Origin of the sequence: Polynucleobacter sp. MG-27-Goln-C1 (genome assembly GCF_018881905.1) — a bacterium.
GTDB lineage: Bacteria > Pseudomonadota > Gammaproteobacteria > Burkholderiales > Burkholderiaceae > Polynucleobacter.
The window spans coordinates 453,020-478,952 of the sequence record NZ_JACVPM010000001.1 but is presented as its reverse complement, the minus strand read 5'-3'; the positions used below and the strand labels follow the sequence as shown (position 1 = coordinate 478,952).

At 45.7% G+C, this 25,933-nt stretch carries 30 protein-coding genes; 5 read left to right on the top strand and 25 right to left on the bottom strand.

The window, feature by feature from the left end:
• Together ICN14_RS02460 and ICN14_RS02455 are read left to right on the top strand one after the other, a co-directional pair.
• Positions 1–1,173 carry a GNAT family N-acetyltransferase gene (locus tag ICN14_RS02460; protein WP_216863200.1) on the top strand — a complete coding sequence of 391 codons (1,173 nt, stop codon included), beginning with the start codon at positions 1–3 and terminating at the stop codon, positions 1,171–1,173.
• On the top strand, positions 1,170–1,424 hold the full coding sequence (locus ICN14_RS02455) for a DUF1289 domain-containing protein (protein ID WP_216224558.1): 255 nt from the start codon (positions 1,170–1,172) through the stop codon (positions 1,422–1,424). The genes ICN14_RS02460 and ICN14_RS02455 overlap by 4 nt, the downstream gene beginning before the upstream one ends.
• Here the strand turns inward: ICN14_RS02455 and ICN14_RS02450 are convergent.
• A complete protein-coding gene (locus ICN14_RS02450) occupies positions 1,421–3,028 on the bottom strand; it encodes an ABC-F family ATPase (protein ID WP_216224556.1) in 1,608 nt (535 codons plus the stop codon). The genes ICN14_RS02455 and ICN14_RS02450 overlap by 4 nt on opposite strands.
• 102 nt (positions 3,029–3,130) lie before the next feature.
• A complete protein-coding gene (locus ICN14_RS02445; RefSeq protein ID WP_216224554.1) occupies positions 3,131–3,841 on the bottom strand; it encodes a queuosine precursor transporter in 711 nt (236 codons plus the stop codon).
• 95 nt (positions 3,842–3,936) lie between these two features.
• Between ICN14_RS02445 and ICN14_RS02440 the strand changes: the two genes are divergently transcribed.
• A complete protein-coding gene (locus ICN14_RS02440; RefSeq protein WP_216224552.1) occupies positions 3,937–5,115 on the top strand; it encodes an acyl-CoA dehydrogenase in 1,179 nt (392 codons plus the stop codon).
• Here ICN14_RS02440 and mnmH read toward each other — a convergent pair.
• The 17 genes from mnmH to ICN14_RS02355 form a co-directional block, all read right to left on the bottom strand.
• Positions 5,112–6,185 (bottom strand): tRNA 2-selenouridine(34) synthase MnmH, encoded by a 1,074-nt coding sequence (mnmH, locus tag ICN14_RS02435; protein ID WP_216224550.1) that lies wholly within the window; start codon positions 6,183–6,185, stop codon positions 5,112–5,114. The genes ICN14_RS02440 and mnmH overlap by 4 nt on opposite strands.
• 8 nt (positions 6,186–6,193) lie before the next feature.
• Positions 6,194–6,613, bottom strand: a complete 420-nt coding sequence (locus ICN14_RS02430; RefSeq protein WP_216224549.1) for a thioesterase family protein — start codon at positions 6,611–6,613, stop codon at positions 6,194–6,196.
• 17 nt (positions 6,614–6,630) lie between these two features.
• A complete protein-coding gene (locus tag ICN14_RS02425; RefSeq protein ID WP_216224547.1) occupies positions 6,631–6,975 on the bottom strand; it encodes a TIGR01244 family sulfur transferase in 345 nt (114 codons plus the stop codon).
• Between the two features lie 59 nt (positions 6,976–7,034).
• Positions 7,035–7,466 carry a DUF6691 family protein gene (locus ICN14_RS02420; RefSeq protein WP_216224545.1) on the bottom strand — a complete coding sequence of 144 codons (432 nt, stop codon included), beginning with the start codon at positions 7,464–7,466 and terminating at the stop codon, positions 7,035–7,037.
• Between the two features lie 3 nt (positions 7,467–7,469).
• Positions 7,470–7,907, bottom strand: coding sequence for a YeeE/YedE family protein (locus ICN14_RS02415; protein WP_216224543.1), 438 nt, complete (start codon positions 7,905–7,907; stop codon positions 7,470–7,472).
• Positions 7,908–7,930: 23 nt separating this feature from the next.
• Positions 7,931–9,052: a YeeE/YedE family protein gene (locus ICN14_RS02410; protein ID WP_216224542.1), complete on the bottom strand. Its 1,122-nt coding sequence runs from the start codon at positions 9,050–9,052 to the stop codon at positions 7,931–7,933.
• 21 nt (positions 9,053–9,073) lie between these two features.
• Positions 9,074–9,388, bottom strand: a complete 315-nt coding sequence (locus ICN14_RS02405) for a hypothetical protein (protein WP_255535927.1) — start codon at positions 9,386–9,388, stop codon at positions 9,074–9,076.
• 60 nt (positions 9,389–9,448) lie between these two features.
• Positions 9,449–10,381, bottom strand: a complete 933-nt coding sequence (locus ICN14_RS02400; protein WP_255535926.1) for an MBL fold metallo-hydrolase — start codon at positions 10,379–10,381, stop codon at positions 9,449–9,451.
• A gap of 24 nt (positions 10,382–10,405) precedes the next feature.
• A complete protein-coding gene (locus ICN14_RS02395; protein ID WP_216224541.1) occupies positions 10,406–10,831 on the bottom strand; it encodes a DsrE family protein in 426 nt (141 codons plus the stop codon).
• Positions 10,832–10,855: 24 nt separating this feature from the next.
• A complete protein-coding gene (gene soxB / locus ICN14_RS02390; RefSeq protein ID WP_216224539.1) occupies positions 10,856–12,586 on the bottom strand; it encodes a thiosulfohydrolase SoxB in 1,731 nt (576 codons plus the stop codon).
• A gap of 44 nt (positions 12,587–12,630) precedes the next feature.
• Entirely contained in the window at positions 12,631–13,269 is a 639-nt protein-coding gene (gene soxX, locus ICN14_RS02385) for a sulfur oxidation c-type cytochrome SoxX (protein ID WP_216224985.1), read from the bottom strand.
• A gap of 19 nt (positions 13,270–13,288) precedes the next feature.
• Complete coding sequence (gene soxA / locus ICN14_RS02380) at positions 13,289–14,104, bottom strand: sulfur oxidation c-type cytochrome SoxA (RefSeq protein WP_216224537.1); 816 nt, start codon at positions 14,102–14,104, stop codon at positions 13,289–13,291.
• 55 nt (positions 14,105–14,159) lie between these two features.
• Positions 14,160–14,468 (bottom strand): thiosulfate oxidation carrier complex protein SoxZ, encoded by a 309-nt coding sequence (gene soxZ, locus ICN14_RS02375; RefSeq protein ID WP_088527539.1) that lies wholly within the window; start codon positions 14,466–14,468, stop codon positions 14,160–14,162.
• A 59-nt stretch (positions 14,469–14,527) separates the two neighbouring features.
• On the bottom strand, positions 14,528–14,980 hold the full coding sequence (gene soxY / locus ICN14_RS02370; protein ID WP_216181295.1) for a thiosulfate oxidation carrier protein SoxY: 453 nt from the start codon (positions 14,978–14,980) through the stop codon (positions 14,528–14,530).
• A gap of 78 nt (positions 14,981–15,058) precedes the next feature.
• Positions 15,059–16,138 (bottom strand): c-type cytochrome, encoded by a 1,080-nt coding sequence (locus ICN14_RS02365; protein WP_216224535.1) that lies wholly within the window; start codon positions 16,136–16,138, stop codon positions 15,059–15,061.
• Positions 16,122–17,477, bottom strand: coding sequence for a sulfite dehydrogenase (gene soxC / locus ICN14_RS02360; RefSeq protein ID WP_370624808.1), 1,356 nt, complete (start codon positions 17,475–17,477; stop codon positions 16,122–16,124). The genes ICN14_RS02365 and soxC overlap by 17 nt, the downstream gene beginning before the upstream one ends.
• 80 nt (positions 17,478–17,557) lie before the next feature.
• Positions 17,558–17,899 (bottom strand): metalloregulator ArsR/SmtB family transcription factor, encoded by a 342-nt coding sequence (locus tag ICN14_RS02355; protein WP_216224531.1) that lies wholly within the window; start codon positions 17,897–17,899, stop codon positions 17,558–17,560.
• Positions 17,900–18,004: 105 nt separating this feature from the next.
• On the opposite strand from ICN14_RS02355, the gene modB reads away from it, so the two are divergent.
• A complete protein-coding gene (gene modB, locus ICN14_RS02350; RefSeq protein WP_216224529.1) occupies positions 18,005–18,655 on the top strand; it encodes a molybdate ABC transporter permease subunit in 651 nt (216 codons plus the stop codon).
• On the top strand, positions 18,655–19,776 hold the full coding sequence (locus ICN14_RS02345) for an ABC transporter ATP-binding protein (protein ID WP_216224527.1): 1,122 nt from the start codon (positions 18,655–18,657) through the stop codon (positions 19,774–19,776). The genes modB and ICN14_RS02345 overlap by 1 nt, the downstream gene beginning before the upstream one ends.
• Here the strand turns inward: ICN14_RS02345 and ICN14_RS02340 are convergent.
• The 6 genes from ICN14_RS02340 to folC all read right to left on the bottom strand — a co-directional run bounded on the left by ICN14_RS02340 (position 19,769) and on the right by folC (position 25,930).
• Positions 19,769–20,392, bottom strand: coding sequence for a bifunctional 2-polyprenyl-6-hydroxyphenol methylase/3-demethylubiquinol 3-O-methyltransferase UbiG (locus ICN14_RS02340; protein ID WP_216224525.1), 624 nt, complete (start codon positions 20,390–20,392; stop codon positions 19,769–19,771). The two genes, ICN14_RS02345 and ICN14_RS02340, sit on opposite strands and share 8 nt — an antisense overlap.
• Before the next feature lie 33 nt (positions 20,393–20,425).
• The gene (locus ICN14_RS02335; protein ID WP_216224523.1) at positions 20,426–21,634 is read right to left on the bottom strand and encodes an O-succinylhomoserine sulfhydrylase; all 1,209 of its coding nucleotides are present in this window, start codon (positions 21,632–21,634) and stop codon (positions 20,426–20,428) included.
• 69 nt (positions 21,635–21,703) lie between these two features.
• Positions 21,704–23,242, bottom strand: a complete 1,539-nt coding sequence (purF, locus tag ICN14_RS02330) for an amidophosphoribosyltransferase (protein ID WP_216181271.1) — start codon at positions 23,240–23,242, stop codon at positions 21,704–21,706.
• Between the two features lie 4 nt (positions 23,243–23,246).
• Positions 23,247–23,813 (bottom strand): CvpA family protein, encoded by a 567-nt coding sequence (locus ICN14_RS02325; RefSeq protein WP_216224522.1) that lies wholly within the window; start codon positions 23,811–23,813, stop codon positions 23,247–23,249.
• Entirely contained in the window at positions 23,813–24,565 is a 753-nt protein-coding gene (locus ICN14_RS02320) for an SPOR domain-containing protein (RefSeq protein ID WP_370624796.1), read from the bottom strand. Before ICN14_RS02320 ends, ICN14_RS02325 begins: the two co-directional genes overlap by 1 nt.
• Before the next feature lie 39 nt (positions 24,566–24,604).
• Positions 24,605–25,930 (bottom strand): bifunctional tetrahydrofolate synthase/dihydrofolate synthase, encoded by a 1,326-nt coding sequence (gene folC / locus ICN14_RS02315; protein WP_216224520.1) that lies wholly within the window; start codon positions 25,928–25,930, stop codon positions 24,605–24,607.
• Positions 25,931–25,933 lie beyond the last annotated feature (3 nt).

The following is a 25,933-nucleotide window of genomic DNA, read 5'->3' as shown; positions in this document are numbered from 1 at the left end:
TTGAATCAAGATGCCATCCAACTTCGGGTAATTCAAAGCCTTTCAGAAGTTGCTGAGGCCGACTGGAATGCCCTACTATCGCCTGATGCTGGGCCATTCTTAAAGTATTCATTTTTAAATGCTTTAGAGCTAACTGGATGTGTAGGTGGTAATACTGGCTGGCAAGTAGCCCACCTTTTAGTCGAGGACTCAAACTCCAGACTTCTTGGAGCAATGCCCCTTTACCTCAAGCAACACTCCTATGGTGAATTTGTTTTTGATTGGGCATGGGCGCAGGCTTACGAACAGAACGGCATGCCTTACTACCCTAAGGCGCTATCCGCCATTCCATTTACGCCCGTTCGGGGGCCAAGAATGCTTGTATCGTCAAATGCAGATAAAAGTGCCATTCAAGAGACTCTAGTCTCAGGCTTGAAATCACTCGTAACGCAAAATGTACTTTCCTCTGCACATGTCCTCTTCCCAGAGATAAGTGAGCTAGACGCACTTAAGAAACAGGGATTCATGATGCGCGATTCTGTGCAGTTCCATTGGCACAACGCCGGGTACCAAGATTTTGAGCAATTTCTTGCAGCCTTAACGATGAAACGACGTAAGAATATTCGACGAGAACGTGCTGCCGTAGAAAATCACCAAATTAGCTATCGCCATATTCCAGGGTCAATTGCCACCACAGATGATTGGGCTTTTTTCTATCGCTGTTATGAAAATACGTATATCGAGCACCGTTCTTCGCCCTACCTAACGGAAGAGTGCCTTCAACTACTTGGCAATACCATGCCTGAGAATTTCCATCTCATCATTGCTTCTCAGAATGGCAGACCTATCGCATCATCATTGCTAGTAGTTGATCGTTTGACTTCAAAAGCATATGGTCGCTATTGGGGTGCTATAGAACATATACCCTGCCTGCACTTTGAATTAGCTTACTACCAAGCCATTGAATATTGCATCAAGGAAGGTATTGAGATATTTGAAGGCGGTGCTCAGGGCGAACACAAGATGGCTAGAGGATTTTTACCTACCACCCTGCAATCAGCTCATTGGATTGAAGATCCCGGCTTCTCCAATGCGGTGAAGCGCTTCTTAGAGCGTGAACATGAAGGTATGGCAGCGTACGTCGATGAGCTTGAGCAACATATTCCCCTGAAATCGACTAAAGTACTGCCATGACTTCATCTAACAACATACCAGAGCAAGCTGGGGCCAATTCCTTAGCAGTTGGTGACGATGCCTCTGACTCACCTTGCATTGGAGTCTGCACCACTCTCTATGACGAAATCTGCCAAGGCTGCGGTCGCACTTTAGGCGAGGTCAGCAATTGGGTGTTTTTTAGTCAGGAAGAAAAAGATTCAGTCTGGAAACGCATTCGTGCCGATGGCACTGCAATGCGATTCCAGCGTCAAGCTAAAGAGAATACTTAGCCAGCTAAGGCTTGGCTACGCAAATACTCTTCATAAGTTCCGGAGTAGTCAGCGATTGTTCCATCCATCTTCACCTCGAGGATGCGATTAGCCAAAGCGGAAACAAACTCGCGATCATGGGATACGAAAATTAAAGTGCCTTCATATTTTTCAAGTGCAATCTGTAAGCTCTCAATGGATTCCATATCCATATGGTTGGTTGGCTCGTCCATTGCAAGAACGTTATATTTCTGAAGCATCAATTTGCCCCAAATCATTCTGCCCTTTTCACCACCAGACAACACTTTGACAGACTTGCCAATATCATCGCCAGAGAATAACAAGCGGCCCAACGTGCCACGGATCACTTGATCATCGTCACCTGTACTGCGCCAGTTATTCATCCAATCCATGAGCAATTCGTCTTTTGCGAACATCTCGGTATTGTCCTGAGGCATCACGCCTACATAGGCGTTTTCCGCCCACTTGACATCACCACTATCAGCGGCGATGCCATCAAAGCGTTTGCTCAAGATAGTTTTTAATAGTGTTGTCTTACCTGCGCCGTTTTGCCCAATGATGGCAATCTTTTCGCCGGCACGCACACCTAGCTTAAAGTTTTTGAAGATCGTGCGGTCATAAGCCTTTGTCAATGCATTGCACTCAACAGCCATATTGTGCAACTTCTTCTCAGAATCAAAACGAATAAATGGGTTCTGTCGAGAAGATGGCTTGACTTCAACGATCTCAATTTTCTCTAGCTGCTTTTGACGTGAAGTAGCTTGACGCGCCTTGGATGCATTTGCAGAAAATCGGGCTACGAAAGCCGCTAATTCAGCAATTTTTTCTTTAGCTTTAACGTTATTGCTCAGCTGCTGTGTTCTTGCCTGAACCGATGCCAGCATGTATGAGTCGTAATTTCCTGGGTACACCTTCAGTGTTCCGAAGTCCATATCAGCCATATGCGTACACACTTCATTAAGGAAGTGTCGATCATGGGAGATGATGACAATCGTGCTCTTAATTTGGTTGAGAATATCTTCTAGCCAATGAATGGAGTGAATATCCAAGTTATTGGTTGGCTCATCTAAAAGCAGCACATCTGGATCAGAAAATAAGGCTTGTGCTAACAATACGCGTAACTTCCAACCTGGGGCTACGGCGCTCATTGGGCCATTGTGTTGCTCAATAGGAATGCCAATACCTAACAACAACTCCCCTGCTTTTGCCTCTGCGGTATAGCCACCATATTCGGCATATTTACCTTCGAGCTCAGCAGCCTTCATGTAATCTTCATCGGTCGCATCTGCGTTGGCGTAAATAGCATCGCGTTCAGCTGCAGCCTTCCACATCTCTTCGTGACCCATCATCACTACATCAAGTACGCGCACATCTTCATATGCAAACTGATCTTGGCGCAACTTACCCAAACGAATACCGGGATCCAGGCTCACGTTTCCGCTAGTTGGCTCCAGCTCGCCACCCAAAATCTTCATGAAGGTGGATTTGCCACAACCGTTGGCACCGATCAGGCCATAGCGATTACCGCCGCCAAACTTAACGGAGATGTTTTCAAACAGGGGTTTTGCCCCAAACTGCATAGTGATATTAGATGCTGACAGCACGGATGTGTTCTTACTTTCTGATAGGTCAAATACGAGGGTGCGGATGCAGGTTTTGCATCGAAGACCGTTATTTTAACGGTTTGCGCCTAAAAAAGCCGTAAATTAGACTTTTAGCTTAAATGGCGTGAAATCGGTATGAATGTCATAGTGATCCTGATTTTCCCTGCGCTTCAGAAAACCCACTGCCCAGTACGTTAAAGGGGTTGCTAGGACCTCCCAGGCGGTCTTTAGGATGTATTGGGAGACTGCGACAGCCAAGACCTCATTAAGTGGCCAGAGGCCGTAAAAAGCCAGCATATAGAAGAGAGATGAGTCCACCAACTCCCCGCTGGCTGTAGAGCCAATTGTGCGCATCCAAAGGTAGCGACCTTGAGTCAAGATTTTCATTTTGGCCAAGGTGTAGCTGTTTACAAAACTGCCGCACCAAAATGCAATCATGGAAGCAAGGGCAACACGCCAAGAGTTACCAAAGACCGTCTCCATGCCCTGTTGATAATTAGCCATATAGGATCCAGGCGCTACAGGCAAAGCAATGACCAGTTGAGCCATGATGGCCGCAAAGGCCAGAGCTGTAAAACCAGCCCAAACTGCTCGGCGATCATAGGCATAGCCATACACTTCGGTCAAAATATCGCCGAAGAAATAGGCGATCGGAAAAAAGAGAATGCCAGCCCCGAAGGTCACATTGCCAAAATATGGCAAGTCTAAAGAGGCGGCCTTACCGGCGCCGATAAAGTTGGAGCACAGCAGGACCACAACAAAGGCTGCCAATATCAGGTCGTAATAACGATGGTGACGTCTAGGTGCGTCCATAAGTCTAGAAAAATGGATAATAGAAACAAGAATATCTGTATTCCTGGGAATTCACAGGGTGCATATCAAAAACTAAGATAGGACGACTAAGAATCATGAGTAAAGCTAGTTTTAACTGGGCAGACCCCCTACTCCTCGACACCCAATTAACAGAAGACGAGCGCATGGTGCGCGATGCTGCCGCCGAATATGCTCAAGGCCGTCTAATGCCGCGTATTCATGATGCCTATCGCAATGAAACAACTGACCCGGCAATCTTCCGTGAAATGGGTGAATTAGGTCTTTTGGGAATCACCATTCCCGAGCAATACGGTGGCGCAAATCTCAATTACGTTTCCTACGGATTAATTGCCCGTGAAATTGAACGTGTGGATTCTGGCTACCGCTCGATGATGAGTGTGCAGTCCTCCTTAGTGATGGTCCCTATTAATGAATTTGGTAGTGAGGCCCAAAAGCAGAAATACCTTCCCAAGTTAGCTACCGGCGAATGGATTGGTTGCTTTGGATTGACAGAGCCTAACTATGGCTCCGATGCAGGTGGAATGATCACGAGAGCGAAAAAAGTTCCTGGCGGCTTCTCACTCACAGGCTCCAAGATGTGGATCTCTAACTCCCCAATTGCTGACGTATTTGTTGTGTGGGCTAAAAACGATGAGGGCTTGATTAGAGGCTTTATCCTGGAAAAAGGTATGAAAGGTCTATCTGCACCCAAGATCAGCGGCAAGATGGGTCTTCGCGCCTCTATTACTGGTGAAATCGTGATGGATGAAGTGTTTGTTCCAGCAGAAAATGAGTTCCCAGAAATTACTGGCCTCAAAGGCCCATTCACTTGCCTGAATTCGGCGCGTTATGGCATCGCCTGGGGTACGCTTGGTGCTGCAGAGTGGTGTTGGTATGCTGCACGTCAATACACGATGGATCGCAAGCAATTTGATCGCCCTCTGGCCGCCAATCAGCTAATCCAGAAAAAGCTTGCGGATATGCAAACGGAGATCACGCTCGCTCTTCAGGGCTGCCTACGTTTGGGCCGCATGAAAGATGAAGGAATTGCTGCGCCAGAAATCACTTCGATGATGAAGCGTAACTCCTGCGGAAAATCTTTAGACGTAGCCCGATTAGCAAGAGACATGCACGGTGGAAATGGTATCTCTGATGAATATGGCGTAGTGCGTCATATGCTCAATCTGGAAGTCGTTAACACCTATGAAGGTACGCACGATATTCACGCCCTTATTTTGGGTCGTGCACAAACTGGAATCCAGGCTTTTAGTTAAGGGCCAAGCTTGGTGATGAGGTCTTTTGCTGTTTTTGCAAAAGCTTCATCACTATCGTTTTCAAGTTGCACGAAATGATCTTCGCGATAGCTCGGAAAATTTCGAACGATTGAAGATTGGTAGGATGGGTCGTAATGCATTACCAATAACTCTTCAACCAAACCATCAAAATCCCCTGCATCAATTGCTTCATGCCATTTGGCAACTTGAACCTTGCCATAACGCGAAGTTAATAAGCCGAGCTTTTCTTTAAAGCTTTCAGGATTGGATAAAAAATGATGGTACTCACGCAATAGCCATGAAACACGTGTAGCTGTACTTGAGCGAAGTTCAATACATTGACCTTCGCGAATCCGCTCCATTAATGGGTCCGGAATATGTAAGCCACCTACCTTTTTGCTTTCAGATTCAACGAAAACAATTTTGCTCGGATCCAATTTGTTTAATGCATCCCATAGATTGGTTTCAAATCCTTTTTGTGAAGGCTGCTCAATGTTCGGCTCATTACCAAGGACTGAGCCACGGTGAATAGCTAAGCCCTCAAGATCCAGTATTTGCTGACCAAGCAAACCAATCTCCTGGAGGATGCGAGTCTTGCCGCTGCCGGTCATTCCAGCAATTACTTGGAAGGAAAAGTCTTTAGCGGCCTGATCGAGGCCATCAATCACCACGCGCCGAAAGCCTTGGTAGCCACTTTGAAGCTGCAGAGCTTTCCAGCCGATGCGGTTGAGAATATGGGTAAAGGCGCCACTACGCTCACCACCACGCCAGCAGTAAATCAAAGGACGCCACTCCCTCAGAAAATCAATCAATGAATTTTCTAAATGATTAGCAATATTGCGAGAGACATAGGCAGCACCCAACTTCTTTGCGGCAAATGGCGATACTTGCTTATAGAGAGTGCCGATCTCAATGCGCTCTTCATTAGTTAAGACTGGAAGATTGATAGCGCCAGGAATATGGTCTAAGGCAAATTCTGCTGGAGAACGGACATCAATAACGGCGTCAAACTCGTTTAAGGAAGATGCTAATTTATCAATGCTGAGAATGTGTGGATTGCTAGGTTGCAAATAATGTCCTAGCGCAGCTTATTGATCACGTGATCTGGCCAAGGTGATGATTTACCGGTCTTCAGATCCACCCACACCATAGTAGCGCCGCCAACCGCAGCCATCGCATCGGGTTCAGTGGTCAACGCCATAGTTGTATAAACATCTAAACTTGACCGCCCAATATTGCCGATATACGTTTTTAGTATCAACTCACCTGGATAGACTAGTTGTTGATGAAAGTTACAAAACCCATTAATCATCAACATAGATTCATCCCCAGGAGCAACGCTATAACCAAGGGAAGTGATCCACTCCACCCTAGCCTGCTCCATGTAACGAAAGTACACCGTATTGTTGACGTGACCAAATGCGTCCATATCACCCCAACGAATTGGCATGTTCATTTGATGAACAAGCTTTTTCTCTTCTGGGATCTCAATGCGCATAAGTTCTTAATGAAAGATTAACGAACTTGTAAGGCCATTTGGTACAAATTGGTAGAGCGGGCACCTGAGCGGCAAAAGGCCAATATGGGGCCAGGCATTGTTTTTAACAAACGCGCCATCTCAACAACTTGATCTTGTGTAAATGCACCAGGAATAACTGGCAAATAAGCGTAGTTCAAGCCTAGCGCCTCAGCATGTGCCTGAATTTGCGCATTAGTAGGTTGATCTGGACCACCTTCAAAATCAGGGCGATTATTGATTACGCTTTTGTAACCCTGTTTAACGATCTCAGCTAAGTGACTTGGGTCGATTTGACCGAGCGTACCGAATTGATCGGTATGGCAAGCAATAGGAAGACTCATTTAGACCTCAAAAAGTAAAAAAGTATTTAAAAACTAATAGCTTAGATTCTAAATCAGACTTACTTTTTATGGCCTGTAAAGAAACGGTTGCATAGTGCCATGCCAGCAAGCATCGCCAATATAAAGACTAGAGCCTTGATATGACCAGCTCCAAGAGCAACAATTGCGGGGCCAGGACAAAACCCAGCAATACCCCACCCTGCGCCAAAAATCAGACTGCCAATTACCAGAGGCTTGGAAATATCTCTTCTGGTTGGGATATGGAGAGCGCCGCCAAAAAAAACTTCTGTACGCTTGGAGACCAAATAAAAGCCACCCAAACCAACCAGAATAGCTCCGGCCATTACAAATATTAGGGATGGATCCCAGTTGCCGGCAAGATCAAGAAAATTGAGAATCTTTTGCGGGTTACTCATACCGGAAATGATCAGGCCGATACCGAATAAAACACCAATCAAATACTGACTATAGAAATTGAAATGTCTTCTCATGATTTATAGACCCAACACATGACGAATGACAAACACAGTAAGAAATCCAGTACACATAAAAGAGATGGTAGCCACTAAAGATCTTGGGGATAAACGGGACAAACCACAAATACCATGACCACTGGTACAGCCCGAACCATAGTTAGCACCAAAGCCAACTAGAAGTCCGGCAACGATGATGGCCAGCCAATCTGCATCAATTACTGTTGTTGTGTGCAGGTCAAGCAACAAGCTTGCCCAAAACGGTGCGCTTAGTAAACCCAATAATAGGCTCAAGCGCCAATTAACATCACCCTCTTTTGGCGTAAGCAGACCAGAAACAATTCCGCTGATACCAAGAATGCGGCCATGCAGAATGACATATAAGGCCGCAGCTATACCTAGCAGCATTCCACCGAGAAATGCGGGTCCAGGTGTAAAACCTAACCAATCTATCTGCATGTAATTAATCTCAATAAAAAGGGTTAACTGCAGGGATTAGGTGCATTGCGGGACTCTAAATAACGCAGAGCCAAATATGCGCCAAAGATAAATCCTGGCAAGGCAAGCATTGAACCGATGGCTAATGTGGAGATGCCACTCAAACCTTGTCCAACAGTACAGCCAAGCGCTGTAACGCCACCAAAGCCCATCAGCGTAGCGCCAACCAAGTGATTGGCAGTGTCTTCGGTATTACGAAAGCTCTCCCACCGGAAAGATTTAGTGAATATAGAAATACATGCTGAACCTGAAATCATCCCAATCACTGCGGCAATACCAACAGTAATGACCTTGGAGGTATCGCTGTACATCATTAACCAATCCAAGGAGTAGGCATAGGGAGCTACAAATGAAAGACTCTCCATACGACCAGAGTTGGTAACTAAGAAGACCTCCTCTAGAGTATTTGGATCCTCAGCAACATAGCCTAAGTTGCCAGATACCCACCATACAGCGCAAATAGCGAGACCGACAAATATGCCGGCAAACAGATTTTCCGCTGTCCAAAACGCCTTGCTTGCTAAAGCATATGCAATGAAAGCAAAGCCAACTATCAGACCTAAAGCTAAGTGCAAATTAGTTCTAGCAAAGCCAGTGATTGGACTCAAAATGCTTGGCAAATCCTGTGGTGTGTTTAAGGCTATGAAAACAGAATCCAGCGTATTAATACGAATGACGCCGAGGAAGCCCTTCATAGTCATATAGGCCGATAGACCGAGAACCATAAACACAACGATGGACTTCAGATTACCGCCGCCAATGCGAACTAGAGTTTTGCTTCCACAACCAGAAGAAAGCACCATACCGAAACCAAATAGCGTGCTACCCACAATGGTAGATAGCCACAAGAACTTGCTGCCGGTATACATACTCTTTAATGGGTCAATCAAGCCAACATAAGACATCAGAGCAAAACCAACAATAGCAACACCAATAGCTAGGAACCATTGCTTCAAGCGACCCCAGCTAGACATAATAAAAATATCTGAAACTGCGCCCATGCTGCAAAAACCAGTTTTCTGCATGACTGCACCAAGCAAGAAAGTAATTGCAAAGGTAGCAAGTAAAACTGATTTGCTAAGGGAGGAAATATCTACCGCATCCATAATCAAAATTCTTTACTGAAATTATTTAAATTTATAAAACTGTTTATTGAGAAAGGCTGTCACATCTGCCTCGTCCTCAGGGAAAAGATCGAGACGGAGCTCTGTATTACACATTGCAACCATCGACTTTAAATTTTGGAGATTTTTAACCTTGCTATCACTGCGCGTGTAGATCATATCGCCATTGCCAAAGCCAGATTTCTTGGCGTGGCAGGCGTAGCATTTCTGCTGATCAATCTTCTTACCGTTCGCAAGATCCGGCGTTGCGTAAGCGGACAAATGCAGCCCGAAAAGAGCAACGAGAGTAAAGCTAAACTTAAGCAGTGTTAATTTCATTTGAAATCAGTCATTTAGCGAAGTAAACGACTATTTTAAAGCCCAGATGACAAATCTGCCCTATTCCGCCTGAATCGAGAGGTAAACGTTATAGGCATTCATGCGGTTTGCCGCCCTAAATAAGGGCATTCCTTCGTATTCTGACCAATCTGTCTGCTTATAGGCATCCTCGAAAGGATCCATATTTACAGCCGATTTGGTCATCGATTCACGTAGATACTTCAAATATTCCCTGGTGAAGCGGATATCTTCAGCTGGATTAGTTGAATAAGCGCCATGACCAGGAATGACGATGCTGGGGTTCAATGCCTGAATTTCATCCAAAGCATGCAACCATCCCCTACTATCTGCATTGCCCACAAAAGGAATTCGACCCCGGAATACTAAATCTCCTGCAAAGAGCACCCTCTCTAATGGAACGTAAATGATCAAGTCCTCCGGAGCATGGGCAGGACCCACCCTGCCGATCTTGAATTCAATTCCGCCGACTGTCAGCGTATAGCTTTGATCTATCCATACATCAGCACCAACAAGCTTAGTCGAAGCATTTACCCATGGGGCGAAATCAATCCGAGAAGCAATTAGTCTCTGCTTGGCAGTTTCAGAGGAGAGGTAATTTCTACCCTCACCCTGCGCATAAATCTTTGCACCAATTTTTTTAAACTCTTGAAGACCGTAAACATGATCAGCATGGTAGTGCGTCACAATAACTGCGACCACTTTCTGAGGCGTGATCTTTTTGATTTCATCAATCAACTTCTTCGCGAGAACCGGCGAACCTAAAGCATCAACTACAACTACACCTTTTGGCGTAATAACAAAACCTGCATTGGAAATGAAGTTCTGATTCTTACTACTACCCATTTCAGCAAAGCCTTGCACGAAATAAGTATGTGGCGCTACCTGGATAGGGTTAAGAAGTAAATCATCTGCAGCATAAACCGTTGTTACAGATAAAAAAATCGATACGACAAGGAGAAGGAGCGATCGCATCCGAACGGCCATCACGGCTAAAAATTAAGGCTTGATGTAAGCGAAATGATTTTGGTACTGAAGGTCGGCTACACGAACAACACCTGAGGGCGTGAAGTCAGTATCGAGAATAAATTGATCCTTCTTTAGGTTACGATTCTTTAAAGTAATCTCGCAGACCTCAAAACGAACGCCGCGTGATTTCAATGCGCCTATCAGAGGAGCATATTCAATTCCATTCTTCTTATCTTTTGCACCTTCCATCATGATGTCTACGCCATTGGCATGGGTAACAACAATGATCTTGGTTTGTGGAGATACATCCAAATGGTTGCGGATATTACGTAAACCTTTAATACCTTGAGTCTCCGCATCATCAATGTGATAAACAACTTCTGTTGGGCCTGCAGCATAAGTACCCAGAGACAAAAAAGTTAAAGAGGCTGCAAGGCACTGAAGTAATTTTTTCATAACGGATCTCTGATTAGTAAGAAATTAGATTGAAACCATACCTGGGTTATTTTTGACGCCTTTAATGATTGGCTCGTTTAGCTTCACAGCCTTAACAACCTTCACATCGCGTAAATGACGCTCGATTACATCCCAGATCGGCTCACCACCAACATTTCTAGCCTCTTCACTTACCGGCGCCCAACCTGCGACTTTATAAGTCTTGCTTGGGTCAATGTCCTTGCCGTTTAAGCGCATATCGCTAATGCGTTTACCTGCAGAGGCTGCAGGGTCGATGGTGTATTGCATACCGCCAACACGGACCATGTCACCACCCTGCTGGTAGTACGGATCAGGATTAAATAAGTTATCCGCCACATCCTCAAGAATAGTCTTGATTGTTTCACCAGTCATGTTTGTAACTGTGGTGTATGGATAGGTAATAGCGGTTTGATCTAACAAGTTTTCACGGGTGATGGCCTGTCCTGGCAACAAGCTAGTACCCCAGCGGAAGCCTGGGGAGAATGCAATCTCTGCATTCTTCTGAGCCATCAATCCATCTAAAATTAATTGATCGAAACTACCGTTGAAATTACCGCGACGATATAAGAGGCTATCGGTAGTGGCTAACTTTTCATTCAACTTTGTTTCATATGGAGCGCGAACTTTAGCGATCAACTTATTCATAGCCGGATCAGCCGGAATCATATTTGAGAAGATTGGGAAGAGTTTGTAGCGGAAATCAACAGGCTTGCCGCCCTTAACGTCAAAATCTAGCACGCCCAAGAATTTGCTATTGGATCCAGCATTGGTAACCAAGGTGACGCCACCTGAATTCTTCACCTTGACTGGGATTGGCACTCCATCATGAGTATGACCACCCATAATTGCATCAAGGCCGCTAACGCGTGAAGCCATCTTCAAATCGACGTCCATGCCGTTATGCGACAGCAATACAACGACTTTCGCACCTTTTGAGCGGACTTCATTAATCGTCTTTTGTAAATTCTCTTCCTGGATACCAAATGTCCAATCAGGAGTGAAATAGCGTGGGTTAGCAATCGGCGTATATGGGAAGGCTTGACCAATGATGGCTACTTGAATTCCGTTCTGCACTTTCATGACATACGGATTGAATACGGAGTCACCAAAGTCTGCCGTCTTAATATTTTGAGCAATAAAAGAAACCTTGCCCTTGAAATCACCATTCACGATTTCCATTACGCGCTTCTCACCTAAAGTCATTTCCCAATGCGGAGTCATGACATCAACGCCTAAGAGCAAGGCTGCATCGACCATATCCTGACCATTGGTCCAGAGTGCAGTTCCAGATCCCTGCCAAGTATCACCACCATCTAATAACAATGCGCCTGGACGACTGGATTTAATTTGCTTAATCAGGGTTGCCATGTGAGCGAAGCCGCCCATCTTGCCGTAATTCTGTGCTGCAGCTACGTAATCCAAGTAAGTGAAGGCATGGGCATCACGGGTGCCGGCAGCTATGCCATTTGCCTTAAGGAAGTATTCACCTACTAGATGGGGCGTCTTTCCTCCTTGAGCGCCAATGCCTAAGTTAACGTTAGGCTCACGGAAATAGATTGGCAGAAGTTGAGCGTGGCAATCTGTGAAATGAAGAAAGTGTACGTTGCCGAACTTAGGCAAGTCATAGAATTTTTTAGCTGTAGTTTGTGCATTAGCAAAATTGGACTGCAGACTCATGCCACCAGCAGAAGCAATTGCTAGTGCTTGCAAGAATTCACGGCGATTTAAAGACATAGTAATTCCTTAAGAAAACAGGCCTTTCGGCCTGTTTAGATGTGTTATTTATTCACAGGTGATTCTGGGTCAAGCAATAAAGCCATGACATCTTGAATCTGCTGCTCGTTCAGTAATTTGAAGTGAGCGAAACGAGGCATATTGCTGCAAGCGTTATACGCCTTGGAATTATTAATGCGATTCCAGGTGTAAGTCACCACCTCTTTAGAGTAGCCACGTAATTTTCCATAACCCGTTAATGATGGGCCAATATTTCCATAAGAAATTTCTTTAGGATCAATTTGGTGACAGTTGTAACAGCCACCGCCAATTGGGGTGTCTGCTTTATCTGTCCATGTGGCACCGCGACCGCTTTGCGCGATTTTTTCGCCATTCTTCCAGTCGCCGATGTACTTACCATCAGACGGCTGTTGAATCGAATCCATATTGATCTTCTGAATTTTCTCGCGCATCGCTTCGCCTTGTTTGCTGCCGGCAAATTGCGGATCAGAGCAGAACTTCTGTGTTGCGTCTTGATCAATACGATTTAATCCGGCAATACCATCAGCACGGAAACTATCTTGAATCATCTTATTGAATTTAGGATCATTCTTTTGCTGAGCCAGCGCAGGAGATTGCACCAAGCCAAACGCCAATATCAATCCAGAAATAGTTAAGAGCTGCTTTAAGTGTGTCTTTTTCATATTCGTCATCTCTTATCCATTAACGCTTTAAGCCAGGTGTTTCAACTGTGCCACCGTTAGCATTCTTGGCCATATACATAGACAAAGCCAAGGTAACGTCTGAGCCATAAATTGGGAATGGGAAACGCTGTTGACGGAAGCAATCATTGATACGTTGTTGCATTGTCCAAAATTGACCACTTGAGACGCGATAAGCTGGCCAGTAACCCCAACCTAAAGCAGCGCCCTTTTGTTCAGTAATATTAGGCAAATCTTGCAAACGAATACGCTTCCCAGTTTCAGCATGACATGATGCGCAAGAAAAATCCATTGGGCCGCCCTGGAAGAAGAAGGCGCGCTTACCTAGGTCATACATTTCTTTTTCTTTTGGATGGGCGGTACTTACCTTGATTTTGTCGCCCTTAGACTGAGTTACAACGTAAGCAACAATCGCCTCCATGTCCTTCTTAGGACCCTTTTGGAATGGCGCATCAATCATCTCTTGCGGATCACGACCTTGTAGTACCTGCATACAGGTCATCAGGCGAGATTCAAGATCTTGGACTTTGTTTGTATCTTTAAAGTAGCGCGGCAGTTGTGCCGCAGCACCTTTAACTACGCCTGGGCCTAAGCCTAAGTTACATTTTTCGAGCGTGGCATTTTTAGGGCCCGCTGGTTTTTTCCACAAATCCTCACCAGCCGCCTCGTAAAGCTCTGAAGGGTTGCCGTCTGCAATCATCTCTCGATATTTAGCAATATCGTCCGTAGCACTATTTTGTGCCGACACCGAAGATGTCATTGTTAATAAAGTTGCCACTAAACCAGTAGCTAACCCTAAGGTCAATTTACGCTGCATTTCCTACCCTTTCAGAACCACGGAGGCGGTGAAAAATTATTAAAGCAAAAAGCTATTAAGAAGCAGTCGCTTCGTCAGTGCGCTTATCGCCCTTGCTATCGATCCAGGTTACAGCAATCTTGTCACCCTTAGCACCCTTATATTTGAAGTTCAAGAATGGATCCTTGGAAACTGCTGGACCAAATTGACCATTAAATACATCTTTGCCATTGGCTTTTACATTAATTGTGCTGATAAACCAAGCAGGGATCGTTTTGCCAGAAGCGTCTTTACGCTGGCCTGATTCCATATCATGTTTCATCAAAATTTTTACATCTACTGTACCGCCATTTTCAGCAGCTCTTACGCGCATTGGATCAGCCATTTTGGTTCCTCTTTTATTCTGTGTTTATATATTCAGTTTGTGTTGTTTGTAATGCGGTATTAACCGCCGCAACCACCAAGCGTTACTTTGACTTCTTTAACGGCCATATTCCATTTGCCATCAGCTTTTACTAAGGCATAAACGTTGGATGTTTGACCCATCTTGATGCGAGTAGTTACAAAAGAATCAGTGCCTGCTGGGATGAAGAATTGAGCTGCTAGTGCGCTCGGATTCTTTTCAACCAGAATAGCCATTTGCTCTGCTTTTAATGTTGTAGTGATTCCAACCGGAACTACGGCACCATTTTCAGCAATATCTGGAGCATTCAAAGTAACAGCAGACGATTTGTCTGGGCTACCAGCGCCAAGGATTTTAAAAACGTCATCAAGGCTTTTGCCTTCAAATGCCGCTTTATTCCACTCTTGCGCTTGCGCTACGCTAATGAGCCCGGTTGAGGCCATCAGACCAAATACTGCTGAGTACTTCAATAGACTGCGACGCTGCTGATTCATAAAAACTCCTTTATTAATCTTTACCTACAAACATAAGCTATTTTGCTTCAAAACCTGCAATTAACTACTAAATTTAAATCATTTACCGCCAGAAAGCATCCAAGTTACCAAAGTCTTGCGATCTTCATCGGAAAGCTGAGCTTGGGGCGGCATTGGGATTGAACCCCATACCCCAGCTCCACCTGCCTTAACCTTGGCCATTAACTTGTCCAGAGCACCACTCTGACCATCATATTTCTTGGCAATATCAGCTATAGATGGGCCAACTAGCTTTGCATTGGGAGCATGGCAGGCAGAGCAATTCTCGCTTTGAAATAAAGCTGCCGGACCTTTTTTAGCAGCTGAATGCGTATCCTTAGCATGAGCCAAACCTTCACCAGATGAACCAGGCAATGCCTTTAACGGTGGTTTAGTTGAATCTGAGCCGCGATATGGTCCGTACATACGGTTTTGCTCTGCAATATTGCCATGCGCATCTCGAGCAAAGTCAGGCAATGTTGAGCCAATTTGGACAAAAGGTACGCAATTATGCATACAGGCGTTTCCATTGACATCCGGTTTACCGGTGACATTCCAGAAGCCATGTTTGGTAGTCATGCCATTGCGATTGGGCATTTTGACTTCTGCAATATTGGTATTGCTCAGTACAAAATCATCCGGAACGATTTCTCCAAGACTCAAGATGAAGGCAACTAAAGCATAAGTGTCATCTGGCGTGAGTGATCTTGGCGCATTCCATGGCATTGCACGATAGATGTAGTCCCACAAAGTAGATACCGTAGGCACTTTCATTAATGTAGTTCTTTGGGGTTGCTTCATATCCTTTAGGGAGGCAACGCGGCCAGTCTTTACATCATCCTTGGTAGTTCCGCCTGCAATAGGAGTAAAGATTTCATTGGACTCACCAAATGTGCCGTGACAACTTGCGCATTTAGCCTCCCAAATTACCTGCCCCTGTTCGACCGAGCCAGATCCCTTTGGCAAACCCTTGAAGTCTGGGCGTACATCAATATCCCATGCCGCAACCTCTGCAGGAGTTGCCGTTCTTCCAATGCCAGGAAACTTGGCGGAACTAGATTGCGCAAATGATGACTGCGCAGTAATTGCGATGAGCGCTACAAATCCTAGACGGACGCTAAATTTATCCAACTTGAACATTGCTCACCTCGCCGTTTGAATCCAATTTCCATGATTGAATTGCATTGTTGTGATAAATCGATCGTGTACCGCGTACATTACGCAGCGTCTTAATCGAAGGTTGAATGTAGCCCGTGTCATCCATCGCTCTCGATTGCATGATGGCGGGAGATCCATCCCAAACCCAATCGATATTGAATCGAGTAATCGACTTAGTAAGAACTGGTGTTTCAAGGCGAGCAGTGCGCCAGTTATTGCCACCATCAAAAGAAACATCCACACGCGTGATTTTTCCGCGACCCGACCAAGCCATGCCACTCACGTTGTAGAAACCTTTATCTAGCAACTGCTGACCACCTGATGGAGTGGTGATAACCGATTTACATTCTTGAATTGATGCGTATTGGCGGTGATCGCCGTTAGGCATGAGCTCGATATAGTGAACAGCCTCATCCTTAGCATTCCATGGAGCATCACCCACTTCAAGGCGACGTAACCATTTAACCCAACTGACACCCTGAACTCCTGGTACAACCAAGCGCAATGGGAATCCATTTTCAGGGCGCAACATCTCACCGTTCATTGCCCAGGCAACGATCGTGTCATTCAGGCAGCTTTCGAGGTTGATAGTACGGGTCATGCCTGAACCATCACCGCCCTCGGCCAGCATGAACTTCCCTTTTTTAAGGTCAGCACCACACTCCTCAAGTAATACTTTTAAAGGAACGCCTGTGAACTCACAGCAAGAAAGCATGCCGTGTGTATATTGAACAGTAGGTACGGCAACGTTACCCCACTCCAATCCAGTGTTAGCGCCGCACTCGATGAAGTGTGTACGAGAAACGGAAGGCAGACGCATCAAATCATTCATTGTGAAAACGCGTGGGTTCTTCACTAAGCCATTGATCATTAAGCGATGAGTTTCAGGATTCAGGTTGTACCAACCCTGGTGGTGACGCTCAAAATGCAATCCATTTGGTGTAATGGTGCCAAACAAACCTTGCAATGGAGTGAAAGCAACCGAAGCTGCTGAAACACGAGTTAAACCCGGAGACTCACGACGAATTAAATTTGATTCATATATCGACGGAACTCCGTAAGGCATTGTTGCTACATTCTTACCAAGAGTAGTTTGCCACTCTTGCTTTTCTAGAATAGCTGGATCACCATCGCCTGCAGCCATGGCATACGGGGCCACTATACCGGCTGCTGCGCCACCAATGGCGGACATAAATCCTTTGCGCAAGAAACCACGGCGCTTTTCATCCAGCCCATTTGCATTGATATCCGCAATGAGTTCTTGGGAAATAAAATGCTCAGGCGCCTTAACTAGGCGAGCCCGATTGACTGGCTTTTCGATAGCGCTAATATCTTGCGCGCTGATCTCTATTTGTTTTTTGGTCATATGATCTCTACTTTGATGAATAGATACTTCAAAAATTAATGCAAACTCTCAGCAATCTTGGCGCAAACCGTTTGGCACATCTCGACAGTAGCGTTATCTGCAATCGAGTAAAAAACCGTTGTGCCTTCCTTACGCCTCAGCAAGATCCCCGCCTTGTGAAGCGCTGAAAGATGACGTGAAACATTGGCTTGGCTAGAGCCACATAACTCAACGACTTCAGAAACAGACTTTTCGCCACTACATACTGCATACATGATGCGAAGGCGTGATGGCTCAGAAAGAACATTGAAATATTCGGCAACGCGAGCGAATACCTTTTCCATCGCTTCTGGAGAAAGATCTTTAGTAGCTTTTTTGACTTTTGCTTTGATATTCACTGGAGATTAATAATATATGCGTATACGTGCATATATTGGACACCCAAGGCTCGAAGACTTATATAGTGGGATACCCTAGCCCGCAAAGGCAATACAATCAAAATAATGGATATTGATGCAATTCTGCTGTCCTTAAAGCTCGCTTTTTGGACCATGGCTTTGATGCTGCCATTTGGGATATGGGTAGCTCATAAACTGGTGAAGCTCAATAAAAGCCGACCCTGGCTTGAAGCGGCCTTGGCCCTTCCTTTGGTGCTTCCACCAACTGTTTTGGGCTATTACTTTCTAGTTTCTTTTGGCAACACCAGTATTTTTGGCATTCCCCTCGTATTTTCTTTTACTGGGATCCTGATCGCCTCATTGATCGTGAATATCCCATTTGCAATTCAACCCATCCAGAGGGCATTTGAAGCCATTAATCCTGAAATCAGGGAGGCTGCTCAAGTTAGCGGCCTAAGCAATTGGCAAATCTTCCGTTTGATTGAGTTACCGCTCTCTTGGCGAGGCATCACTGGTGCAGCAGCCCTTACCTTTGCCCACACCCTTGGAGAATTCGGCGTTGTACTTATGGTTGGCGGCGCAATACCCGGAGAGACAAAAACTGCCTCTATTGCCATTTATGACAAAGTTCAGGGCTTTGATACCGCTGGTGCCGGTGCATTAGCGCTGGTACTCCTGGGAATATCTCTTGTATGCATTGCGCTCTCATACGGAATATTTGGTCGCAACCCAAATCAACGCAGAGGCTTAAGCTGATGCTAAAAGTAAAGATCAGCCAGGCATTGCCAAGCCCGCTACAAATTAGCCTGGAATGTGCGCCAGGGGAACTGCATGCTTTGGTTGGGCCCTCTGGAAGTGGGAAAACTACAGTCCTAAGAACTATTGCCGGCTTAAACAAGCCTGCCAGCGGAAAAATTGAATGTTATGATGAGACCTGGTTTGAGGCTGACGGTCTAGGGAACAAGGTACAACAACTGTCCCCTGCAGAACGCTCTTGCGGATTCTTATTTCAACAGTACGCGCTCTTTCCACATCTCAGCGCTTTGGATAATGTATCAATCCCGCTGCAAAATTCTGGCCTCAATAAAACTCAGCGCAAGGAAATCAGCCTAGATCTGCTTGATCGCATGGGCATCGCTAGTCTTGCAGATCGCATGCCGCATCAATTATCTGGAGGCCAACAGCAACGTGTTGCCCTCGCAAGAGCTCTCGCAAGGCAACCTAAAGCCTTACTATTGGATGAGCCGTTTTCAGCCATTGATGCACCAACACGCCAAGGTTTGTATAAGACATTGGCTGAACTGCGAACTGATTTAAATATTCCCATCCTCCTAGTTACGCATGACTTACGCGAGGCTGACTTATTGGCGGATCGAATTACTGTAATAGACCAAGGTATTAGCCTACAGACGGCAGCGCCACAAACACTTTTTCAGAAGCCAAGAAATTCAAGGGTTGCTGAATTAGTGGGTATCAGCAATATGTTTCATGGCGTCTTTGATGCCGGCAAATTAAGCTGGGATGGCTGCGAACAAGTCTTTAACGTTGCTGACAAAGGTAAGATTCCACCTAAAGCACGAGTGGCTTGGGTTATTCCCCAGAGTGGTTTAAGTGTTCATAACGCACCAAGCAGCGCCAGTGTGCCAGCCATCGTTGAAAAGATGAGCAGTCTAGGTCAAATAGCAGTCATTCAATTGAGAATTCAGGATAGTGAAAACACGATTGAGTGGGAAGCCTCATCAGCCGAAGTGAAAAGGCTGCAAATGGAAGTTGGCTACTTGATGTATCTTGAGCTGGATGGAAATCAAATTCACATCATGCCTTTAAGGCCAATTAACGATCCGCGTAGATTTCAAGAATCCACAAGCCCTAATTAATTTTTTTAGAAACTAATCCGAGCAAGGCTGACATGCCCGTATGCCTCGGCCCTTCAGATAACTCTTTTTCGTAGCACTCTAGATCGAGGATTTCAAATCCCTGACTGAGTTCACGAATCATTTCTTCTGTATACAAGTGCTCAATTAGAGATGGGCCACCTGTTTTGTATTCCAATTGCTTTGGTGTATAGCCTTGCAGAATAAATAGGCCGCCAGGTTTCAGAGTCTGGTGTACCTGCTTAAAAATCCTGGCACGCATTTCTGGATCGGCAAATTGGATGAAGATGCCAATGACAGCATCATAAGCATTCATCTGCCAATCAAAACCATCGGTATCGCAAAGGCTGTATTGGATACTAACTTGATTGTCATTAGCAAATTGCTTAGCCTTAGCAAGAGCGATGTCAGAAACATCAAAGCCGGTAACATGCAATCCCTGCTTTGCAAGCCAAACGCCATTGCGCCCTTCTCCGTCGGCAATGCAGAGAACAGAATTATTAGGCTTTAGATATTGAGCAGTTTTCTGGACGAGATATTCATTTGGCTCTTTGCCAAAGATAAATTCTTCCTTATCAAAACGCTCATTCCAGAACTGGGTAGCATCAGCAAAACTCATTTTGGTTCCGACCTTCAATTAGCGTTTATGCAATTACTTCTTGAGGCCACCAACGAGGTCATTCTTTAAATCAACCACGTTTTCCAGTCCAACGGCAATGCGCACTAAGCCATCGGTGATACCTGCGGCCTTACGTGCCTCTGGAGTAACGCGGCAGTGAGTGGTGGTTGCAGGATGCGTAATCGTTGTGCGAGTGTCGCCCAAATTTGCGGTGATTGAGCAAAGCTTGGTTTGATTGATGAGTTTGAATGCAGCCTTCTTGCCACCCTTTAGAGTGAAAGACAAAATGGCGCCGCCCGCTTTTTGTTGACGTTTAGCTAGAGCATGCTGAGGATGTGACTTCAGGCCAGGATGATAGACACACTCTACCCCTGGCTGCTTTTCTAGCCATTGAGCGATTTCCAAAGCATTCTGACTCTGCTGCCTCATACGTAACTCAAGAGTCTCTAAACCCTTTAAGAAAACCCAAGCATTAAACGCTGAAAGTGTTGGTCCAGCCGTTCTTACGTAGGGAAATACTTTGCCCATGATGAAATCATTGCTACCCACAATAGCACCACCAACCACTCTGCCCTGACCATCTAAATACTTCGTTGCCGAATGAATGACTACATCAGCACCTAATGCTAGCGGTCTTTGCAAAGCTGGTGTGCAGAAACAGTTGTCGACTGCAAACAGAGCCTTCGCCTTTTTTGCAATCTTAGAAATAGCTTTGATATCGGCAATTTCAGTTAAGGGATTGGAAGGCGTTTCCAGATAAAACAGCTTGGTATTTTCTTGAACGGCATTCTGCCAAGCCTTGGTATCAGATAAATCTACATAAGTAGTGGTGATGCCAAAGCGTCCCAAGATGTTGCTAAACAATTGGATGGTGGCACCAAAAACAGAGCGAGAGCAAACCACATGATCGCCTGCCTGAAGATGAGACATTGCCATTGTCAAAATGGCAGCCATTCCAGAGGACGTAGCAATACAGGCTTCACCACCCTCTAAGGCAGCAAGGCGATCCTGAAACATGCTGACTGTGGGATTGGTGAAACGAGAATAAATAAAGCCCTGATCTGCATGAGCAAAACCATCTGCAGCCAATTCAGCGCTATCGAAGCAAAAGCTAGAAGTTAAGAACATCGCCTCTGAATGCTCTTGGTATTCAGCGGTACGACGAGTTCCAGCGCGAACCGCTAGGGTTTCAAGCGCAAGCTTTGAGAAATCAGGTTTTTTGCGGGTAGTTTTACTCTTCATACCGCTATTTTGACACCGAATTACAGAATTGCCTCAGACACGTATGTCTGAGGAACTCGATCGTTGTTTTTAGTCTTCTGTAGCTAAATGCAAATGCAGCTGTGAGCGTGCAAAATCACTGGAGTCACGTTGACGGTCAGCCTTAGCCTCAGAGGTATTGCGAGCCGCCTCTAGAGCATCTAAGTAGGACTCATTGATATCGCCAGTGATGTAGTGACCATCAAAGCATGAGGCTTCAAAGTGCTGAATATTAGGGTTGATATCCTTCACAGCCTGCTTCATGTCTTCAACACTTTGGTAGATCAACTGATCAGCACCGATCATCTTATTGATCTCTTCGTCAGTGCGCCCATAGGCCACCAACTCGCTACGCGTTGGCATATCAATGCCATAGACATTCGGGAATCGCACGGGAGGTGCTGCAGAAGCAAAAATAACCTTCTTGGCACCAGACTCGCGTGCCATCTGCACAATCTCAAATGAAGTGGTTCCACGAACAATGGAGTCGTCCACAATCAATACCGTCTTGTCTTTGAACTCAATACGCATGGCATTCAGTTTCTGACGAACGGATTTCTTGCGAACGGCCTGACCAGGCATGATGAAGGTTCTACCGATATAGCGATTCTTAAAGAAGCCTTCGCGGTAGTCAACACCTAGACGCTTAGCAACCTGCATGGCTGCTGGACGACTAGAGTCCGGAATCGGCATCACCACATCAATCTCACCCGGAATCGTTTCTTTACGAATTTTCTCGGCAAGGTAATCACCCATGCGCATGCGCACGTTGTAAACGGTAACACCATCAATTGTCGAATCAGGGCGAGCCATGTAAACGTATTCGAAAATGCAAGGTGTCAAAACTGCATCGGCTACGCATTGACGTGAGTAAAAATTACCATCTAAATCAATGTAAATAGCCTCGCCTGGATTGACATCGCGAACAAAAGTAAAACCAAGACCATCAAGCGCAACTGACTCAGAGGCAATCATCCACTCCGGTCCCTTAGGTGTGTCAATACGTCCAATACATAAAGGACGAATACCAAATGGATCACGGAATGCCAATAAGCCATAACCAGCTATCAATGAAACAACCGCATAAGAGCCTTTAACGCGCTTAGTTACTTGGGTAACGGCGTTGAACATAGCGCCCTCATCCAATGCAGCGCTATTAGTTTCTTTTTGAAGTTCATCAGCAAGTACATTCAAAAGAACTTCTGTATCAGAGCTGGTGTTGATATGGCGGCGATCACGATAGGCCATCTCTACGCGTAAGCTGGCAGCATTGGTAAGGTTACCGTTATGGGCCAAGATAATGCCGTAAGGTGCACTAACGTAAAACGGTTGCGCTTCTTCTTCGCTACTCGCAGAACCAGCAGTTGGGTAACGAACCTGGCCAATGCCGGCGCTACCTATCAGACTACGCATATTACGAGTTCTAAATACATCTCGTACCAAACCATTTGCCTTATGCATTGTGAATGAGTTGCCATTCATTGTTGCCATGCCGGCAGCATCTTGACCGCGATGTTGCAAGAGCAACAGTGCGTCATATATCAGTTGATTAACTGGGGAGTGGGAAACTGTTCCAACGACGCCGCACATAAGCCTAGATCCCTATTGTTAATGAAGGTGTAATGGTGGGTGTAATTTTAGGCATTGCATCACCTAATTGTTTTGCCCAATCGGCTGGAAGCCAATTTTTGATTAAACCAGTTGCCATGTCGATAGCTGGGCGAGTAATTGCTTTTTGCCAAGCCATACTTTGAGGGATTGGGGTCAAAGCCGCTAATGTCGCCATTACAACCACGACCACACCGCCACGCGCTAGACCAAAAATAAGACCCAGAAAACGATCTGTCATGCTGAGCCCAGCAGACAAGATGATTTTTTGAATCACATTGCCAACCAAGCCACAAACAATCAAGGTCAAAATAAATAAAATCAGAAAGCTCACACCTAAGCTCAGGAGCTCATCCATATGAAAAGTTGATAACCATTCAACGGAAAGATAGTTGGTGTAGTGATAGGCAACCCAAGCAGCAACAAACCAAGATGCTAGTGCCAGCACTTCTTTAAATAGACCTCGAGAAATGCCCACCAAAGCAGAAACCAATAACACTACTAGGGTGAAGTAATCCACCGTAGTTAACTTCAAGGTGGATAAATATTCCATTAAGGTGCTCCAACCTCAACCAGCCTTGGAGATAGACCCATGGCTTTGACTTTTTTCTCGGCAGCCTCAGCTGCATCCTTATCCGCAAATGGGCCAGCCCTCAATACATAAAGCTTTGCACCATCGGTACCCGTTTTATTGAGTACATAGTTAGGAATCTTTTGATCCTTCATTTTCGCGATCCAGCCCTTGGCACGATCTTCGGAAGCAAAGGCACCAATCTGAATAACGTACTTGCCAGAACCTGCTTTTTTCGGAAGCTCTTCGGTTTTTGCTTTGGTAGTCGTATTGGGCGCCGCAACCACTTCTTCACCAGCAGCCAATCCAATAGAGTTGGCTTTAGGAACTGCAGGTGCTGGTTTAGCATCAGCCTTTACTTCAGGTTTTGCTTCAGGTGTTGGCGCAACTACAATTTCTTTTTCTTTTGCGGGTGCTTCAGCTACTACTGCAGGTTTAGCTTTGTCATCATTCGCAGGCATTGCAGCATTTGGCGCTGGAAGGCTGGTAACGATGTTGACAGCAATATCATTATTTACAGACTTAGGCTTGCTATCCAAGATACGGGGTAAGCCCACGACTGCGATCAGCACCAATACAGCGGCTCCAATCAAACGATGTCGGGCACGTTGTTGCTCAGGATCTTCGGTAAGCGCAAGTTCTTCATTCTCTTGAGCGCGCTGAAAACTGCGGGGGGCTAATTTATTGACGGTACGACGACCCCTCACTGAACCTCGGTCAAGGTCTTCAGTCACAGGGTTTCGCTTAAAAAGCTTCGGTAAACGAATCATGGATCAATGCGCCTGGTTGTTTCGATATGCCATTACGCCGGCAACGGTATAGAAGGATCCGAAGGTGACAATTCTATCACCCTCACCAGCCTTAGAAAGCGCTTTTTGATAAGCTGCAGCGGGATCTGGGAAGCATTCAATCCCCCCATCTTCACCATTTTTAACGGCTACCCCCAGCTCTACAAGCCTCTCGGATAGGGCTGTAGCAGTGGCGGCTCGCGGAGTCGGTAAGTCAGTACAAAACCAAAAATCGACGCTATCCAATAAGGGCTTAATAACTCCAGATATATCCTTGTCCGCCATTGCCCCAAAAATGGCGTAGGTGTAGGGGTGATAGCCCATTTTCTCCAAGCCCTGCCCCAAAGTAGCAGCCGCATGAGGATTGTGCGCAACATCCAGAACAACGGTAGGTTGGCCAGGCAGCACCTGGAAGCGACCAGGTAACTCCACCAATGCAAATCCATTACGAATATCTTGAGCGCTAACCGGTAGGCGTTGATGCAATGCCATCAGGGCTGCAATCACAGCAGAGGCATTAAGGATCTGATTAGCCCCCCGTAAGGCGGGATATCCAAGGCCGCTAAAGCGTTTTTGACGCCCCGCCCAACCCCACTGCTGCTTATCACCCTGAAAGTTATAGTCGCGACCTTGAAGCCATAAATCACAACCCAACTCTTCAGCATAATCAATAAGAGATTGCGGCGGAACAGGGTCACCACAAACCGCAATAGCACCAGCACGAAAAATTCCTGCCTTTTCACGTCCAATAGCTTCACGAGTGCCGCCCAGAAAATCGGCGTGGTCAATATCAATACTGGTCACTATTGCGCAATCCGCATCAATGATGTTGACGGCATCTAGGCGTCCACCCATACCAACTTCAAGTACAACAGCATCTAAATTCGCCTTGGAAAATAAATGCATGATTGCCAAGGTAGTGAATTCAAAATACGTTAGGGTTGGGGCATCTACTAGGCTGACCCGAGCCTTTTCAACGGCGGCAAAATGTTCTAACAAGAGATCATCTTTGACCTCTTCACCATTTATTCGAGCGCGCTCGTTAAAGTTGAGTAAGTGTGGAGACATATGACAACCTACTTTATAGCCAGATGCCAACAAAATACTTTCGAGATAGGCACAAGTCGAGCCCTTACCATTGGTGCCAGCCACTGTAATAACAGGGCATTCGAAATGAAGCCCTAACGCTGCCTTGACTCGATTGATACGGTCAAGGCCCATGTCAATACCGACAGGGTGAGCTGTTTCGAGGTGACTAAGCCAAGCCGCTAGGCTAGAAAAAAGAATGGGGGGTTGGTGTGCGGAACTCAAGCG